The sequence below is a fragment of the Marinicella meishanensis genome, from assembly GCF_019931145.1.
GTDB lineage: Bacteria > Pseudomonadota > Gammaproteobacteria > Xanthomonadales > Marinicellaceae > Marinicella > Marinicella meishanensis.
The window spans coordinates 347,959-364,299 of sequence record NZ_JAIOUV010000003.1 but is presented as its reverse complement, the minus strand read 5'-3'; the positions used below and the strand labels follow the sequence as shown (position 1 = coordinate 364,299).

Genomic DNA, 16,341 nt, shown 5'->3' with positions numbered 1-16,341 from the left:
TATGAGCATGAAAACAAGACGCCCATTAATTGCACTGATGATTTGGCTTGGCTTGCTTGCCAGCCCCTTAATCCATGCCCAACAACCCGGCCAAGCCCTGTTGCCTGAAGCCAATCGGGACTTTGAATTTGATTACACCACTTTGCCACCCATGGCATTTGAATCATTTGAGGCGGCCGCCGAATGGGCAGATGTGGTGGCCATTGCCCAATTGCTCAACGTCGATTATGAGCAGACCCGGGAATTGAATGCCAAAGGCCAGGCCTTTCTGACCGTAAGGGTGCCTTACAAAGGGGTGCAAAAAGACGAATTTTTGATCGTCAGCAGCAAGGGCTTTGAAGACCATGTTTGCTACTACCCCAATCGCGAAGGCGAAGGCCAACGGTTTTTGGTGTTCCTCAAACGATCCAAAAATGAAGGTGAATATTTGGGTTTCAAGCCCATGTGCCAGCTGCAGGTGTTGTTGACCGACACCGGCCAATATGCCCTGCGCTATCCTTTCGACAGCAACACCCCGGTGCCGGAAGGCTTGGTTCAAACCATGCAATTTGGCGACCCCCATGCCCGCATTGATGCCACCGAATGGACCAGCATCCGCCGCGATGAACACCAGCAAAAGTTTGCCAGTGAATTGTCAGAGGACAGTGATTTGTTCCAAAAATATTTTTACCTGACCTACACCCAGGGCGTGATGATGTATGAGATCAGAAAGCTCATGAACATCCAGGCGCAACCCCGCATCCACTCCAAGCAAATGTGATGGCAATAGACCCCGATGCCACTTAACAACATCTGCTAACTGTTTGTGGCTGTTGCGTTTTTCTGGACATTCCATAGCATTTACTTTATATTGATTGTACGTCAACCCTGAAACAGGTTGCTGTGTGTGTTCTCAGCAATCTTATTTTATTAGGGGAAAATCAATGAATAAGTTCTATTCAGTTTTACTGGCATTACTCTTCTTACCTGCCTGGTGTGTGGCAGATGATCACGACAATGAAAAACCCGAGCAGATGATCGCTGACTCTTGGGTGGCCGTGCCCAAAGCCGGGCATGAAAATGAGTTTGAAGAGGCCTTAAAAGCGCACCTCGCGCTGCGCACCGAACGCGGAGATCCCAGAACATGGCATGTCTATGTACCAGTGACTGGCAAAGACTTGAATCGTTACGTGATCCGCTCTTGTTGCTTCGCTTGGGCAGATCAAGACAGTTACGGTGAATGGAGCCGCGAAAACATGGGCAAACACTTCAATGAAACGGTGCACCCACATGTGGCAACTTATCACCACAACTTTTCTGAACTGGATCAAAAAAACAGCCACTGGGGAGAAGACACCAAAGCCAATTATGTCGGGGTGACCATGTTTCACATCAAACCCGGCAAAGGCGGCCAAATGTCAGAAGCCATTGGTGAAATGAGCACCTTGGCCAAAGACCATGAGTGGCCCAGAAATTGGTCATGGTTTTATCCAGTTGGTGGGGCCCATGCCGTGGGGCTGGCCACGCCGTTTGAAAATTATGCCGACATGGCTCCAATGGATGAAAATTTTTATCAATTCGCCAAAAAACACCTGAAATCAGAGAAGAAAACCGAAAAATTGTTCGATAAGTTCTCTGGCGCGCACAGTGGTGGTGATTACACCATTTGGCGCCATCGCGCAGATTTCCATCCCAAAAAAGAGGATGCCAAAGAAGACTGAATCCAGTCGATCGCAAACAGAAAAAAAGAGGGGTTAGGCCCTCTTTTTTTTGCCTGGCCAGCGGCCATTTGGCCAAATTTTTAAGGCCTGTTCACAGTTTATTAAGCATCGCCTGCTTATCATGAAAGCCCCTACAAAATGAAATGAGCAACCATGAAAAAAACCATCTTTGCTGTGGCCTTGGCCCTGAGCATGTCAGCTTGCACCACATCTGACCCTTACACCGGCGAACAAAAAGTGCGCAAAAGCGTCAAATACGGTGCCGCTGGTGCCATTGTGTGTGGTTTGATTGGCGCCACCAAAAATTCCAAAAGTGCCCGCAATGCCGCCGCAGGCTGTGCCGCCATTGGCGCTGGCATCGGTGCATACATGGACCATCAGGAAGCCGAGCTCCGCCGCGAATTGGAGGGCACCGGGGTGCAAGTGGCCCGACAGGGTGACCAAATCCAGCTGATCATGCCCAGCAACATCACTTTCAACACCGCTCAGCACGACATCAAAAGCAGTTTTTACCCGCCACTGAATTCGGTGGCCAAGGTATTGTACAAATACAAAGACACCACCTTGGATGTCATCGGTCACACCGATTCGGTCGGCAGCGATGCGTATAACCGCGATTTGTCATACCGACGGGCTTACAGCGTGGCAGATTACTTGCAAGCACAAGGCATACCCGGGGGCCGCTTGTCACCCATTGGTTTGGGCGAGTCGCAACCGATTGCGGATAACAACACCGATTATGGCCGCGGCCAAAATCGCCGGGTTGAACTGTTCATCACGGCGCGCGAAAGCTGACCCAAGCCCGGTCTGTGGCGAGCCTGGTTCCCGGGATCACCACAGATCTTTTGCGCACCCCAAACAAGTGGCCGTTTGGTGAAGCGCGGCTGAAGGTTCAACACCCATGAATGAATTGTCTGACGTGCATGCCAACCGCTGACAATTAAGCACACCACCGTCATTGGTGGTGGCTGGTGGGTCTGCAAAGGGATGTGCATGGCACTGGCACCGCATTTCTTGACATTGATCAGAGCATTCGGGGGCGTTTTGTGCTATTTTGTCACTACTTTTTTGACTGGCTGATTCGATGAAACACATAACCACCCTCCTCCTGACCCTGTTTGTCAGCAGCTTACATGCCCACCCATTCACTGAATGCATCAATGGCATGGCCGATTTTTACCCCTGTGAAGAAACCGATTTGTTGCATCGGATTCATTTGGAAGACCTCGGTGATGGCACCGGTTCAGGCAACGACATTTGGGGTTGGACGGATCCGCTGGATGGCAAAGAATACGCCTTGCTGGGCATGTCCAATGGCACGGCGTTCGTCGACATTTCAGCACCCACCACACCGGTGTACTTGGGGTATTTGCCCACCGCCACCAGCAACAGCTTTTGGCGCGACATCAAAACCCATGACAACCACGCCTACATCGTTTCTGAAGCCAGTGGCCATGGCATGCAGGTGTTTGACTTGACTCAGCTGCGCAATGTGCCCAGTCCTCCAGTGACCTTTGCAGTCACCACCCATTACACCGAATTTGGCGATGCCCACAACATCGTGATCAATGAGGCCAGTGCTTATGCCTATGTGGTGGGCGCCGATTGCAGCGGCGGCCTGCACATGATCGACATTTCCACACCCGCGGCGCCGGTGTTTGCCGGCTGTTTCAGTGATGATGGCTACACCCACGATGCCCAATGTGTCATTTATGACGGGCCAGATACCGATCACCAAGGCAAAGAAATCTGTTTCAACTCCAATGAAGACACCATGACCTTGGTGGATGTGACCAACAAAGCCGCTCCGGTGCAAATATCCAGAACCCCATACAGCGATTCGCGGTACACCCACCAAGGCTGGTTGACCGAAGACCACCAATATTTTTTGATGAACGACGAATTGGACGAACAAAACCTCGGTCACAACACCAAAACCTACATTTGGAACATGCAAGACCTCGATAACCCCACCATCATTGGCACTTACCTGGGCCCTGAAGCTTCAACCGATCACAATTTATACATCAAGGGTGGCTATGCCTACCTGTCCAATTACACCAGCGGTCTGAGTGTGTTGGACATCAGCGACATCGGCAATGGCAATTTGTTCGAAGTGGCCAATTTTGACACCTACCCCAGCAACAACAGCAATGGTTTCAGTGGGGCCTGGAGTAATTACCCATTTTTTGACAGTGGCAGTGTGATCCTGGGAGACATCCAAGGCGGTTTGTTCGTGCTGGAACCGAAGTTGTGTCCAGTGGTGGCCCCGGCCAGCAACGTGCAAGCCCGCGCACTGGGCGACAACAGCATTGAGTTGACGTGGAATGACAGCCTGGCCGCTGGGGAAAGTTACACCATATACCGCTCTGAAGGGGGCTGTGCGGCGAATAATTTCATCCAAATCGCCAATCAGATTACCACCGAGTTGTATGTCGACAACACCGCTTCTGGGCAAGTGAATGTGGGCTACCAAGTGTCCAAAGTCAGTGCCGATGGTTTGTGTGAATTCACCCGCAGCACCTGCAGCGAAACCCAAACCACCGGGGTCTGTACCGCAGCCCCTGAATTCAGTGGCGTGGCTGCCATCAACAATGGATTTGATAAAGCCTGCAGTTTGAATGTGCAATGGAATGCCGCCTCGTCATATTGCCAATCGAACACCAGCTACAATGTCTACAGATCCACCGAGGAAGGGTTTGAACCGGGTCCAGCCAATTTGGTGGCCAGTGGCATCAGCCAGCTGAATTGGACCGACTTCTCGGTGATCCATGAGGAGACCTATCATTATGTGGTGCGGGCTGAAGACAGCAGCAATCAAGCGGAAGAGCAAAACAATTTACAGCTGTTTGGTTCGCCCTTGGGCCCTCTGGCCGATGGCACTTGGACCGCTGGCGCCGAAGTCGGTGATGGTGGCATTGCCCAAACCGGGCGGCACTTGGGCTGGGAAATGGTGACCGATGAAGTGTTTGAAGGCAGCCGCAGTTACTGGTCACAAAACAGCAGCAACACGTGCAACCGATTGACGTCACAACCGTTCACCCTGACCCCAGGTCAGGCTTCAGAATTGAGTTTTCAAACCTTGTACAACATCGAAGAACGTTGGGATGGTGGCCTGGTAGAAATCAGTGTCAACGGCGGACCTTGGACCAAGCCGGCCGTGTCACCGGCTTACCCCGACACCTTCCGGGCTTCATCAGATGAATGTGGCTTCGATGAAAACACACCTGCATTTTCTGGGGTGCAAAACAGCTGGCAACAACACACCGTGGATTTGTCTACCAACCAAGGGCAACAAGTCGAAGTGCGCTTCAGTTATTCAACCGATGGTTCGGTGAATGATGGCGGCTGGTATTTGGATAACCTGGCCCTCAGCCACGTGCAAGTACCAGGCATGTGTCAAACCATCGACGATTTGATTTTTGCCACCGATTTTGAATGATTGGATCAATGCAATGACCAAAAAAAGGCCGGCCCGAAGGGGCTGGCCTTTTTTTGACTGGTAAAATCAGTGCCTTATTGGAACACTTCGTCGATGTTCAGCACTTCAACGTGATCAGCATCCAGCTGCAACGGGTAGTCTTGGATCACTTCGTCTTCGGCCAACAAGTCAGCCGGTTTCTCGGCATTGTAGGTCATTGCTGAAGTGGTGTCATTGACCAGGCGCGATTGCATGTCCGCCCCGTCATTGGTGATGAACACAAAATGGATGTCATCGGTTTGTAAATGGCGTTTGATCACATGGTTGACTTGTGCCAAAGTCAACGCATTCAAGCCATCCTGCACCAAACTGATGAAATCATCGGTGCCATAGAAGTCTGAATCCATTTGATAACCCAACACCCGGTCCTGCCCTTTCAGCAGCAATCCGGCGTATTTACTCAAGAAGGCTTTGGTGGCGGTGAACTGGGCTTCGGTCAAGCCATTTTCGATCAACTTTTCCATCTCATACATGGCGGTGCGTGTGGCAAAATGGGCGTCATTGTTGTCGCGCAAGGGCCGCAACCACACTTGGAAGATTTGCTCTGAGCGACCCAAATTGGCCTCAGGTTGGGTGCGGTACATGCCACGAGGAAAATATTCAATGTAGGCATAATCACCGTAGTTCATGCCCCGCGCTTCGCGGATGCGTTGATACAGGAATGAGTTGGAATTGCGGTGCTCACCCAAATAAGAACGCACCAACCACAAGGCCACCCAATCTGGGTGTGAGCGGTTGACCTCAATCGGGAAACCAAATGACACGGCGGTTGGCATGGTTTGCTTTTCCACAATGGTCACATGGCGACCACTCAACTCAGGTGCCGGGCCAATGGCCACCGGTTCAGCACCCTTGGCATTCAATTCTTGGGTCACCCGATCCAACAAATGTTGTTTCAGTTCAGCAGACAAATTGCCGGTGATGCCGATGTTCAAATTGGCTTGGGTCAATTGCGCCTGATAAAACTGTTTGACGTCGTCCAAAGTCAGGCTTTCCAGATCACTGACATGACCATAATTCAATGACTCATAGGGATGATTCGGATACAGTTTTTGGTACAGCACCTCTTTACCCAGCTCTTCATCATTGTTTTGTTTGAGGTCGGTTTGCACGGCATTGATCAATTGGGTTTTCAAGCGTTTGAAATCATCCTCACGGAAACCAGGCTGCAACAAGCTGTCCAGCACCAAGTCCAACCAGGGTTCGGCTTTTTCGCGGTGAACCCGGCCACTGAGCGAAATCATTTCTTTGTCAATTTGCGACGAAAAATAAGCCGCCATTGGTAACATGGCTTGTTGGATTTCTTTGATGGATTTGCTGGCAGAGCCCCCATCGGTGATCATTGAAGCGGTCAAAGCCGCCAAGCCTTTCTTGCCGGCCGGATCTTGGGCGGCGCCGGTGTTGAACAAAAAGTTCACGTCCACCACGTCACTGGTGTTGGTCATGTCGGTGACTTGGAATGCAGCCTCTTTGGGCTCATTGGCAGTTGCCACCATTTGTGCCAATTGAAAATCATTGTCGATGCCCTCAATTACCTCAGCCTGTGCCAGGGTGACCATGATGCGACCATCATCCACCAGGTATTTGTTGGCGGCCCATTTGACGTCGGCTGGGGTCACGGCATCCAATTGGGCATACTGGCGATTGATGTGCTCAGGATCGCGATCGTATTGCACCACTGCAGCCAGCATGTCGGCAATGGCTTCAGAATTGTCCAAACTGTTGGCAAAACCATAACGGGCCGCTGATTTGATGTCATTTAGTTTCTGCGCATCGGCCGTGCTGGTGCGGGCTTCGACGATGGTGTCCAACAAGGCTTGTTTGACCGCCGGATAATGGGCTGAATCGGTGAGGCGGGCCAACAAATAAATCAAACCAGGGTCCTTGCTGTCAGGCGAGTAAAAATACAAGGCATCCACCAATTGGCGGCTGACCACCAGATCCTGATAAACGTCTGAATTTTGACCGAAAAACACACTGCCCAACATGTCAATGGCCGACTTATCGATCATGGCTGGGTCGGCCGAGGCCCCTCTGAAGACCAAGCCGAACATGGGCAAAGTTTGCGATTCCCACTCGATGTGGTGGTACTGGCTGCCTTGGGCCGGTGGTTCAATGGGGATGTCCACGCTGTAGTTACCGCGTTCCCAGTCGCCGAAGTATTTTTGCACCAATTGGTGGGTGGCCTCCACGTCCACATCACCGACCACAATCACCGCGGCTTTTTCTGGGCGGTACCAACGGTCGAAAAAGGTGTATGAATAGTCCAATTGATTCGGCATGTCTTCGATGTCTTCGAAAAAGCCCATGGTGGTGTGGCGGTAAGTGTGTTCGGTGAACGCGTTTTTGCGCACGGTTTCAAATAATTTGCTGAATGGGTTGGCACTGTTCTTCAGGTATTCACCTTTGACGGCCAAGGCTTCGGTCCTGAATTGGGCCTCAGAGTACTTCAGGTTTTTGAACCGATCGGCTTCCAACATCAGCATGCGCTCCAGGTCTTCATTGATGAAGGTCACATGGTAATTGGTGTAGTCATCGGTGGTGTAGGCATTTTGATCGGCCCCCACCTCTTTCAACATGGCACCGTATTCTTCTTGAGAAAAATTCTCCGTGCCGCGAAACATCATGTGCTCAAAAAAGTGGGCAAAACCAGATTTCCCCGGCTCCACTTCATTGCGTGAACCGGTTTGCACCGGGATTTGCAGCGACACCACGCCGGGGTAGTCGGTTTTCACCACAATGACTTTCAAGCCATTGTCCAGTTCACGCATGTCGTAAGCTTGGGTGAAAACCCGATTGTCCGCAGCCGCATTTTGGCCATCTGAATTGTCATCCAATTGTTTGAGTTGTTTGCTGGGCGCACAAGCGACCAACAGCAACAGGCTGAGAACCGAAAATAAGGTGTTTTTCATGATAAGTGACTCCTGAGGATTGGCAAATTTGCCTCATTTAATGGGATTATTTGGGCAATAGTCAACCACTGTTTCGCAAAATCATCGAAACGGTGGCTGCTCCAGTATTCATGTGAACGCACCAAACCGCAGAAAGTTACAGCGCTTGATTTTTCAATCACAGTGATCGGTTATAATGCTCACATCCATTCAAACTGACATCGAATTCTTTATGAGCGAGATCAAACTCAACAAAGTGGTGGTCTATGGCTTGGGCGCCATGGGGCGACCCATGGCCCGCAATTTACATGAACAAGGCTTGTTGATCGGGGTTAAAAACCGCACCGAAGGCAAAGCCATGGCCATGAATGATGAATTGAATCTGGCTGAATTTGAAGACGATGAAGATTTGTTCTCGCAAGCCGATTGCGTGCTCACCTGCGTGGCTGCCGATGATGACCTGAAGGCGGTGGTGCATGATTTCATTGATCACCTCAAACCGGGCTCGGTGGTGATTGACTGTTCAACTGTCAGCCCCAACACCGCCCGCACCTTGGCCGATGACCTCGCTTCGCGGGGCATCAGTTTTATTGATGCACCGGTCTCTGGCGGCGTGGAAGGGGCCAAAAAAGGCACCTTATCGATCATGGTCGGGGCCGATCGGGAACAATACAAACGGGCCACCGAGGTGTTCGCAGCGATCGGCTCACAAATCACCCACATGGGACGCGTGGGACAAGGTCAAGCCACCAAAGCGGTCAACCAGGTGATGGTGGCTGGCGTGGCGCAAGCGGTGTGTTCGGCACTGGCCATGGCCGAACAATGCAATTTGGACATGAAAAAAACCATTGAGGTGTTGAGCGCGGGCGCGGCCGGTAACTGGTTCCTTGACAACCGCGGCACCACCATGGTCAACGATGAATTCAACGTCGGCTTCAAATTGAGTTTGTTGCACAAAGACTTGAAGATTTGTCAGGCCACGGTCAAGGAACTGGGGGCCCAAATGCCCTTGATTGATGACAGTTTGACCGAGTATGCCCAATTGATGGACATGGATCATGGCAACGAAGACATTTCCGCCCTGATCAGATTGAAACGACAGTTGTTTGAAGACGCATGAAGGAACCCACCATGAATGACAAAACCACCCATTTTGGCTTCAAGCAAGTCGCCACCCAAGACAAAGAAGGGCTGGTGGGCCAGGTGTTCACCTCGGTGGCCAACAAGTATGACTTGATGAACGACTTGATGTCAGGCGGTGTGCACCGCTTGTGGAAACGGCATTTTGTTGGCACCAGTGGCATCCATGAAGGGGATCAGGTGCTGGATCTGGCCGGTGGTACCGGCGACATCGCCGCTTTGTTGATGCCTTTGATCGGACCCAATGGTCATGTGATCATCGGTGACATCAACCAAGCCATGTTGGACGTGGGACAAGACCGCATGATCGATGCCGGCTTTTTTGGTCGCTTCACTTGCCAACAAATGAATGCCGAACAACTGCCGCTGGCAGACAACAGCATCGATGCCATCACCATGGCGTTTGGCTTACGCAACGTCACCAACAAACAACAGGCCCTGAATGAAATGCACCGGGTGCTGAAACCAGGCGGTAAAGCCTTGGTGCTGGAGTTTTCCAAAGTCAACAACACCGTGCTCAAACAACTGTATCAATTCTATTCATTCAAGGTATTGCCTGAAATTGGCCGCTTGGTGGCCAATGACCGGGACTCTTATCAATACCTGGTGGAGTCCATTGAACAACACCCAGACCAAGACACCTTACAAGGCATGTTTGAGGCCGCCGGTTTGGAGATGTGCAGCCATGAAAACCTCAGTGGTGGCATCGTGGCCATCCACAAAGGGTACAAGTTGTGACGGCCGCTGCCAATCCATTGGCCCGCATGCTGAATGCCGCCCTGCAAAAGCTGATTCGGTATGATCAGGCGGCTGCCAAAAAACTCCAAGCCCATGCCGGTAAACAAGTCAAGGTACAGCTTGAACTGATCAACCTGGCGGTGGTGATTGCCATCCAGGAAGACACCCTAACCGTGCATACCGACACCGACACCGAAGTCAACACCACCATCAGTGGCAAGCCTTCGGCGCTGTTCGCCATGGGCACCAACCAGCACATCGCTGGTCTGGATACCGTGACCATCAACGGTGATGCCGCAGCGGGGCAATTTGTCGCCGACTTTCTGAAACAACTGCGCCCCGACTGGGAAGAAGTTTGGTGTGATTTGTTGGGTGATGGTCCGGGCTATCAGGTGTCCCAGTTTTTGCACAGCGCTTTCAATATGGGCTCCCAATGGTTGCAATCGATCAAACAAAGCAGTCAAGAATACTTGCTGGAAGAAAATCGGGAGCTGATCTCACCCCATGAAATGGAAGCTTTTTTGGATCAAGTGGACGATTTACGCGCCGATGTGGTGCGCTTGGAACGCAAACTGGCGGCCTTGAAGTCCTGATTTGGAACCCCCCACATGAAACTGTTTCGATTACTCAAAATCACCCACACCCTGGCGGCCTATCGACTGACCAACCTGATCGGCGGCCGTGGCATCAACTTCTTCAGTTTGATCAACATCCTGTCCCCATTTGGCAAAAAAGGACTCCGGCACATGAGCGACGGCCAGCGGGTGCGAGGGGCTTTGGAATCGCTGGGACCCATTTTCATCAAACTCGGACAGACCTTGTCCACCCGCCCCGATCTGATACCCGCAGAAATTGCCCAAGCCTTGGAAAAATTACAGGATGATGTCGAACCGATCAGCTGGGAACAAGCCAAAGGGGTGGTCAAAGACCAATTGACCGAGGACTTGTTACAACAATTTGCCTCGGTGGAAGAACAAGCCCTGGCATCGGCCTCCATCGCCCAAGTACATGCCGCCACCCTGCAAAACGGCGATGCCGTGGTGATCAAAGTGTTGCGCCCTGGGATCGGTAAGAAAATTGAAAAAGACGTGCGCTTGATGCATGCATTGGCGTCATTGGCCAAAAAACACCTGAACCCCGGGGTCCAGGTGGACCCCACCGAAATCGTCCAGGAATTCGAAAAAACCATCTACGATGAACTGGATTTACAACGCGAGGCTGCCAATGCCTCGGTGTTGAAGAAAAATTTCGCCGGATCCAAGGATTTGTACATCCCCACAATCTATTGGGACCTGACCAAAGAAAAGGTCATGGTGCAGGAACGCATTCATGGCATTTCCATCAAAGACTTCGATGGCCTCAAAGCCGCCGGCATCAATTTGGAAAAACTGGCTGAAAAAGGCATCAAGATCTTTTACACCCAAGTGTTCCGTGACAACTTTTTTCATGCCGACATGCACCCCGGCAACATCTTCATCAGCCGTGATAACCCGGAAGACCCCAAAATTCTGTTGTTGGATTTCGGCATCTGCGGCTCATTACCCAAAGGCCACCGGGTCGATTTGGCCAATAACTTCATGGCCTTTTTCAAACAAGACTACCGCCGGGTGGCCGAATTGCACATTGAATCCGGTTGGGTACCAGCCGACACCAACTTAGAAGACCTGGAGGCCGCCACCCGCACCATTTGTGAGCCTTATATGGCCAAGCCCATCGAAGAAATTTCCTTTGGTGAGGTCATGTTAAAAACCTTTCAAATGGCCAAACGCTTCAAACTGATCGTCCAGCCAGAATTGATCTTGCTGCAAAAGACCCTGCTCAACATCGAGGGCTTGGGGCGTCAGTTGTACCCCCAACTGGACATTTGGCAATTGTCCGAGCCGATTTTGCGGGACATCATGCGCGACCATTATGGGCCACAACAGTCCATGGAAAAAGTCAAAGAAAACCTGCCCAAGTGGATTGAGCAGGCGGCTGAAGCGCCGATGTTGTTACACCAACTACTCAGCCAACAAGTCAAACCCTTGCCGCGGCACTTAAAGCTGGAACAACAAGCGGCCGAACAAGCCAAACTACGGGCCGCACAACAGGATCGCCTGGCCCTGCTGGCCGTTGGTGGGGTGATATCGACCACCCTGCTCTATGCTTTGGATGACGCCGCCCGATGGTTCAACTTTGCCCCCAACTCAGCGCTGTTGACCGGTGCCTTGACCGCGGTGTTGTGGTGGAAGTCCTGGCGCAGATGACCTGAATCAACAACGGCCACTGTGTTCATTAAAACCGTTGGTTTTTTGATCAAGATCAATGCATCATGTCCCCAGCAGTGCTATGCTGGATGTATTGAGATCAATTGGGAGCCGTCCATGACACTGTACCAAAACACCGTTGTTGCCATCGATCCTTGTGTCGATTCAGATGACCTCATCACCAAAGCCCTGGCCATCACCCAAGACGCCAGCCAGATCACTTTGTTGCATGTGATGGAAATCATGTGTGCCTTACCCACCGCGCCCTATGCCCCGGTGGTGATTGACACCAGCCAAATTGAATCTCAAGTCAAAACATCGGCCACCAATCACCTCAAGGGCTTGATCGAGAAGCATGGACTGGCGGCCGACGCCTTGCGCATCATTTCGGGCAGTACCGCCACCGAAATCAAAAAATTCGCCGAAGAACACGACGCCGATGCCATTGTCATTGGCTCACACGGGCGGCATGGTTTGGGTTTGTTGTTGGGTTCCACTTCCAGCGGGGTGATCCACGGCTGTGGCTGTGACGTCCTGGTGGTGCGCTTGGCTTGATTCTCAGCATGGGCACATCTGCAGACAACAAGGGCACCCTCTGGCCGTGCCTGAGGATGCCCTGTGTCTGGGATCAATGTTTCATCTGACGATCAATTCAAAGCCATTGTCATAAATCAAGTCAGTCAATTGGAAATCGAATCCATACTGTTGACCTTCGGTTCCCTCCAGCAGAACCAGCGTATAAGTCCCTTCAGGTAACGGCCCTGTGGTCAAAGTGGTGGTGCCAATATCAGTGGCACCAAAACTCGCTGAACTGACCACTGCACCACCAACGCCAACACCTTCATAGTAGTTGAAGCCACTGGTGTCATTACCTCCGGCGGCCACATAAGCCCGCAGAATCACATCTGCGGTGAATCCGGTCGGCACGGTAAATGACAACGCGTCCACGAACAAACCACCAGCACCACCAATGGTCCCTGAAATCTGATTGTCAGTCAGTGGCAACACACCCAAGTCAGTTGGGGTGGTGTCATCATCGGAAAAATCCCCGTCAAAGGCTTCGTTGTAATAGGCTTCATTACACAACACGTAATCAATTTCGTAAGATTGGTTGGGGGTTCCTTCACGGATGTCCAGTGTGTAAGTTCCGGCTGATACCGGCGTGGTGCCATCCAACACATTCTGTCCGATGTTTGCCGGACCACTGGTCGTGCTGCCCAAGAACGTGGTTAAGGCATCTGGCCCTTCCCACAAATTGAAGCCCGAAGTGGTGTTGCCGCCATCAGCGACGTAATCCACCAACAAAACACTCTCCAAGCAAAATCCATAAAACACATCGAATGTCATGTCATCAAAAAACTCACCTGGATTGGCGCCACCCACATTGCCGATCACGGTGTCCTGAGTGCTGTCCAATGCAAAAAATATCGGAGTGGGAGCGGCTTGATCATTGGACAAGTCACCGTCAATTCCTTCATCCCAAATGACTTCAGCACCCACGGGACTGCTTGCCATGAGAGCCATGGCCATTGATAAACACACTTTTTTCATATTTCCACCTTTTTCTCTGGTTATTGGTCATATCATCATAACAGAGTCCTGTGGGTCAGCTGCAAAAATTCGATCTTGTTTTGTGCTCGTTGGACTTTGGTATTGATGGCATCTCTCAATTTGGTACAATCATAAAAAATCAAAAAATTGCCATTGAAAACCTTCAAAGTCCTCAGCTACAACATCCACCGCGCCATCGGTATCGACCGCAAATTTGCCCCTGAGCGGATCATCAAAATCATCCAAACACTGGACGCCGATGTGGTGCTGTTACAGGAAGTGGATGAGGGGGTGCCCCGCTCCAACGAGCTCAATTTGGCCCAGGTATTGGCCGACAATTGTGGCTATGAGCACCATGCCTTGGGACACAATGTCACTTTAAAACAAGGCCGCTACGGCAATGCCACTTTGAGCCGCTTTCCCATCATCAAGCAAAGCAACATCGACCTGAGCATCGAAGACAAAAAGAAACGCGGTTGCCAGCACACGACCATTCAGATCAGTGAATCAAAAACCGATTTTCAATTTTTAGAGGTGTTCAATCTGCATCTGGGTCTGTCGGCCAAAGAACGCCAAAAACAAGCCGGCAAATTGTTCAAATCACCTGAGTTCACCGCCTTGGACATCAACCAACCGTGCATCATTGGTGGTGATTTCAATGATTGGCGCTCGATGCTGCGGGCCTTGCTCATCATCGGCAAAGACTTTTTGTGTGCCACCGACCGCACCTCCTTACGGGGCAACGAAGTGGCGATGAAAACCTTCCCGTCGTTCGCGCCTCGTGGCGGACTCGATCGGATTTACTACCGCGGCAAACTGCATTGCACCCATGTCAGCAGCACCAAAATGCGCCTGGCCCGGGTGGCCAGTGATCACTTGCCGGTGGTGGCCACCTTTGTGATCAACCGCGACGATTGATCCACGATGGCTGTGCGTTCAGTCGAAGCCGTCAATGAAAATCAAATCAGCCTGCAATTCAAAAGCCCCCAAATCGGCCGTCATGTGGCGTGGTTTCAAGCGCTGATCGGTGGCGGTGGACTGGGCTGGGGTGGCTTGGTCGATGGCCGGAGAATTGTCAGCCAGGGCCATGGTCGGGGTGTAACCACCCAAGTAAGCCGGGGCGCTGAGTACGGGGTCTTGCCACAAGGTGTTGCTGGTGGCTTGGACCTCGCTTTGGCCATTGGGTCGCTGTTGCGGGAATTGCAGGTTGTCGAACCCGGCCACTGGGTTGAGGATGTTCCAGGGATTGAACACATTACCACCGGTGTTGTTGGCCAGTATGCTGTTGTACAAAGTGGTTAAGTTGCTGCCACCGACGGCGATGCCACCGGCAAAACACACATCACAAGGGGCGTGGTTGTTGACGATGGTCACATGCCGCAGGGTGACATCGGCCGAACCGTCGATCGACATGCCACCACCCAAGGTGTTGGTGGCGACGTTGCCATAGACCGTGCTGTTGCGCATTTCGCCGTTGGCCCCAGGACCAAAGAAAATACCGCCTGATCCGCGTGATTCATTGGCAATGAAACTGGTGCGATCCAAGATGAACGGCCCACCCTGGATGTAAGCCCCTCCGCCCAAGCCAAAATCCAAAGCATTGGTGTTGTTTTCAAACAGCACATCGGTGAAGGCCGACAGGCTCTGCTGATCATACATCACCGAGAAAAAGCCCACCCCAAAAGCCTGGGCGGTGTTGTTGATGATTTGGCTGCGGCAGACATTGATGGTGCGCTCGGCCCCATCCACCCCAATGGCCCCGGCATTACCGCCATTGCCCGGATTGCCACTGTTGCCGGTGGCGTGGTTGCCATCAAACACCGAGTCGGTGATGCGAATGACATCGGTACCCAAAGCATAGAAGGCTCCGCCGTTGCTGCCTGAGTTGTTGCTGAAGGTGCTGTTGTGAATCAACACCTGGTCCATGCCGGTGGCGTATATCGCCCCTCCACCGCCGTCTTGTTCCACTTGAATGGCGTGGTTGTTGGCAAAGTCCACATTGATCGCTTCCAGACTGAGGGCTTGCCACGGGCCTTCATTGAAGCGATAGATCGCGGCACCACTGCCACTGGGGATGGAACCATTGATCAGGCGCATGTTTTGTACCGTGAAGGTGTAAGTCAGGTTCTGGGTGTTGCGCAACAAAAACAAGCGCCGCTGATTCATGCCACTGAGGGTCACCACCCCGCCACCATCAATCACCGCGCCTTTGGTCACCAATAAGGTATTGGTTAAATTGATCACCACCGGTGCTTGGCCGACATTGAATCGGATTGGGCCACCTTGGTTCAACGCCGCTTGGATCATGGTGGTGTTGACCGAACCGGGATTGCCATTGCCCAACACCATGGCGCCGGCCAGCGACCGTTCTGGGGTGATGGCACAATCCACTTGGGCCCATAGCGGCACCATCCACAGCAACAAACTCAAGGCAAATGTCTTCTTCATAACCACAGCTTAACCCGAAAAAAGCCAGTGAACAATTCATCACCCAGCTTATTCCGTGAAGTCATGACAAACTGTGACCAATCCACCATTCCTGGCCATGGCTGCGGCTTGTCTCACCGGCCATATCGACCATTGCTGGGTTCACA

13 protein-coding genes are annotated in these 16,341 nt (G+C 51.9%); 10 read left to right on the top strand and 3 right to left on the bottom strand.

Translation table 11 applies throughout. The annotated features are described in order from the left end of the window. The first annotated feature begins 7 nt into the window (after window positions 1-7). The 4 genes from K7G70_RS06475 to K7G70_RS06460 all read left to right on the top strand — a co-directional run bounded on the left by K7G70_RS06475 (window position 8) and on the right by K7G70_RS06460 (window position 5,142). Window positions 8-760 (top strand): hypothetical protein, encoded by a 753-nt coding sequence (locus tag K7G70_RS06475; protein WP_223787795.1) that lies wholly within the window; start codon window positions 8-10, stop codon window positions 758-760. Between the two features lie 163 nt (window positions 761-923). Further along, window positions 924-1,700 carry a hypothetical protein gene (locus K7G70_RS06470; RefSeq protein WP_223787794.1) on the top strand — a complete coding sequence of 259 codons (777 nt, stop codon included), beginning with the start codon at window positions 924-926 and terminating at the stop codon, window positions 1,698-1,700. A 153-nt stretch (window positions 1,701-1,853) separates the two neighbouring features. After that, entirely contained in the window at window positions 1,854-2,495 is a 642-nt protein-coding gene (locus K7G70_RS06465) for a YiaD family glycine zipper/OmpA-like lipoprotein (protein ID WP_223787793.1), read from the top strand. A gap of 289 nt (window positions 2,496-2,784) precedes the next feature. Next, window positions 2,785-5,142 (top strand): choice-of-anchor B family protein, encoded by a 2,358-nt coding sequence (locus K7G70_RS06460; RefSeq protein ID WP_223787792.1) that lies wholly within the window; start codon window positions 2,785-2,787, stop codon window positions 5,140-5,142. 74 nt (window positions 5,143-5,216) lie between these two features. On the opposite strand, the gene K7G70_RS06455 is transcribed toward K7G70_RS06460, so the two are convergent. Next, the gene (locus K7G70_RS06455; protein WP_223787791.1) at window positions 5,217-8,093 is read right to left on the bottom strand and encodes a M16 family metallopeptidase; all 2,877 of its coding nucleotides are present in this window, start codon (window positions 8,091-8,093) and stop codon (window positions 5,217-5,219) included. 211 nt (window positions 8,094-8,304) lie between these two features. On the opposite strand from K7G70_RS06455, the gene K7G70_RS06450 reads away from it, so the two are divergent. The 5 genes from K7G70_RS06450 to K7G70_RS06430 all read left to right on the top strand — a co-directional run bounded on the left by K7G70_RS06450 (window position 8,305) and on the right by K7G70_RS06430 (window position 12,751). Beyond that, complete coding sequence (locus K7G70_RS06450) at window positions 8,305-9,192, top strand: NAD(P)-dependent oxidoreductase (RefSeq protein WP_255589901.1); 888 nt, start codon at window positions 8,305-8,307, stop codon at window positions 9,190-9,192. Beyond that, window positions 9,189-9,950, top strand: coding sequence for a bifunctional demethylmenaquinone methyltransferase/2-methoxy-6-polyprenyl-1,4-benzoquinol methylase UbiE (ubiE, locus tag K7G70_RS06445; protein WP_488801374.1), 762 nt, complete (start codon window positions 9,189-9,191; stop codon window positions 9,948-9,950). Before K7G70_RS06450 ends, ubiE begins: the two co-directional genes overlap by 4 nt. Beyond that, window positions 9,947-10,543, top strand: a complete 597-nt coding sequence (locus tag K7G70_RS06440; RefSeq protein ID WP_223787788.1) for a ubiquinone biosynthesis accessory factor UbiJ — start codon at window positions 9,947-9,949, stop codon at window positions 10,541-10,543. The genes ubiE and K7G70_RS06440 overlap by 4 nt, the downstream gene beginning before the upstream one ends. A 15-nt stretch (window positions 10,544-10,558) precedes the next feature. Beyond that, window positions 10,559-12,196 (top strand): 2-polyprenylphenol 6-hydroxylase, encoded by a 1,638-nt coding sequence (gene ubiB / locus K7G70_RS06435; RefSeq protein WP_223787787.1) that lies wholly within the window; start codon window positions 10,559-10,561, stop codon window positions 12,194-12,196. A gap of 117 nt (window positions 12,197-12,313) precedes the next feature. Further along, a complete protein-coding gene (locus K7G70_RS06430) occupies window positions 12,314-12,751 on the top strand; it encodes a universal stress protein (RefSeq protein WP_223787786.1) in 438 nt (145 codons plus the stop codon). An 81-nt stretch (window positions 12,752-12,832) separates the two neighbouring features. Here K7G70_RS06430 and K7G70_RS06425 read toward each other — a convergent pair whose 3' ends face one another. Beyond that, window positions 12,833-13,711 (bottom strand): hypothetical protein, encoded by an 879-nt coding sequence (locus tag K7G70_RS06425; RefSeq protein WP_223787785.1) that lies wholly within the window; start codon window positions 13,709-13,711, stop codon window positions 12,833-12,835. Between the two features lie 189 nt (window positions 13,712-13,900). Here K7G70_RS06425 and K7G70_RS06420 point away from each other — a divergent pair, with 189 nt between their 5' ends. Further along, the gene (locus K7G70_RS06420; RefSeq protein ID WP_223787784.1) at window positions 13,901-14,665 is read left to right on the top strand and encodes an endonuclease/exonuclease/phosphatase family protein; all 765 of its coding nucleotides are present in this window, start codon (window positions 13,901-13,903) and stop codon (window positions 14,663-14,665) included. 18 nt (window positions 14,666-14,683) lie between these two features. Here the strand turns inward: K7G70_RS06420 and K7G70_RS06415 are convergent, their stop codons facing one another. Beyond that, entirely contained in the window at window positions 14,684-16,195 is a 1,512-nt protein-coding gene (locus K7G70_RS06415; RefSeq protein WP_223787783.1) for a choice-of-anchor Q domain-containing protein, read from the bottom strand. Window positions 16,196-16,341: the final 146 nt, after the last annotated feature.

Excerpts from the sequence above, each read along its gene's own strand:
- ubiB (WP_223787787.1), top strand. The coding sequence starts at position 10,559 with ATGAAACTGTTTCGATTACTCAAAATCACCCACACCCTGGCGGCCTAT.
- K7G70_RS06455 (WP_223787791.1), bottom strand. The coding sequence starts at position 8,093 with ATGAAAAACACCTTATTTTCGGTTCTCAGCCTGTTGCTGTTGGTCGCT.
- K7G70_RS06425 (WP_223787785.1), bottom strand. The coding sequence starts at position 13,711 with ATGGCAAGCAGTCCCGTGGGTGCTGAAGTCATTTGGGATGAAGGAATT.
- K7G70_RS06430 (WP_223787786.1), top strand. The coding sequence starts at position 12,314 with ATGACACTGTACCAAAACACCGTTGTTGCCATCGATCCTTGTGTCGAT.
- K7G70_RS06465 (WP_223787793.1), top strand. The coding sequence starts at position 1,854 with ATGAAAAAAACCATCTTTGCTGTGGCCTTGGCCCTGAGCATGTCAGCT.
- K7G70_RS06470 (WP_223787794.1), top strand. The coding sequence starts at position 924 with ATGAATAAGTTCTATTCAGTTTTACTGGCATTACTCTTCTTACCTGCC.
- K7G70_RS06460 (WP_223787792.1), top strand. The coding sequence starts at position 2,785 with ATGAAACACATAACCACCCTCCTCCTGACCCTGTTTGTCAGCAGCTTA.
- K7G70_RS06450 (WP_255589901.1), top strand. The coding sequence starts at position 8,305 with ATGAGCGAGATCAAACTCAACAAAGTGGTGGTCTATGGCTTGGGCGCC.
- K7G70_RS06415 (WP_223787783.1), bottom strand. The coding sequence starts at position 16,195 with ATGAAGAAGACATTTGCCTTGAGTTTGTTGCTGTGGATGGTGCCGCTA.
- K7G70_RS06475 (WP_223787795.1), top strand. The coding sequence starts at position 8 with ATGAAAACAAGACGCCCATTAATTGCACTGATGATTTGGCTTGGCTTG.
- ubiE (WP_488801374.1), top strand. The coding sequence starts at position 9,189 with ATGAAGGAACCCACCATGAATGACAAAACCACCCATTTTGGCTTCAAG.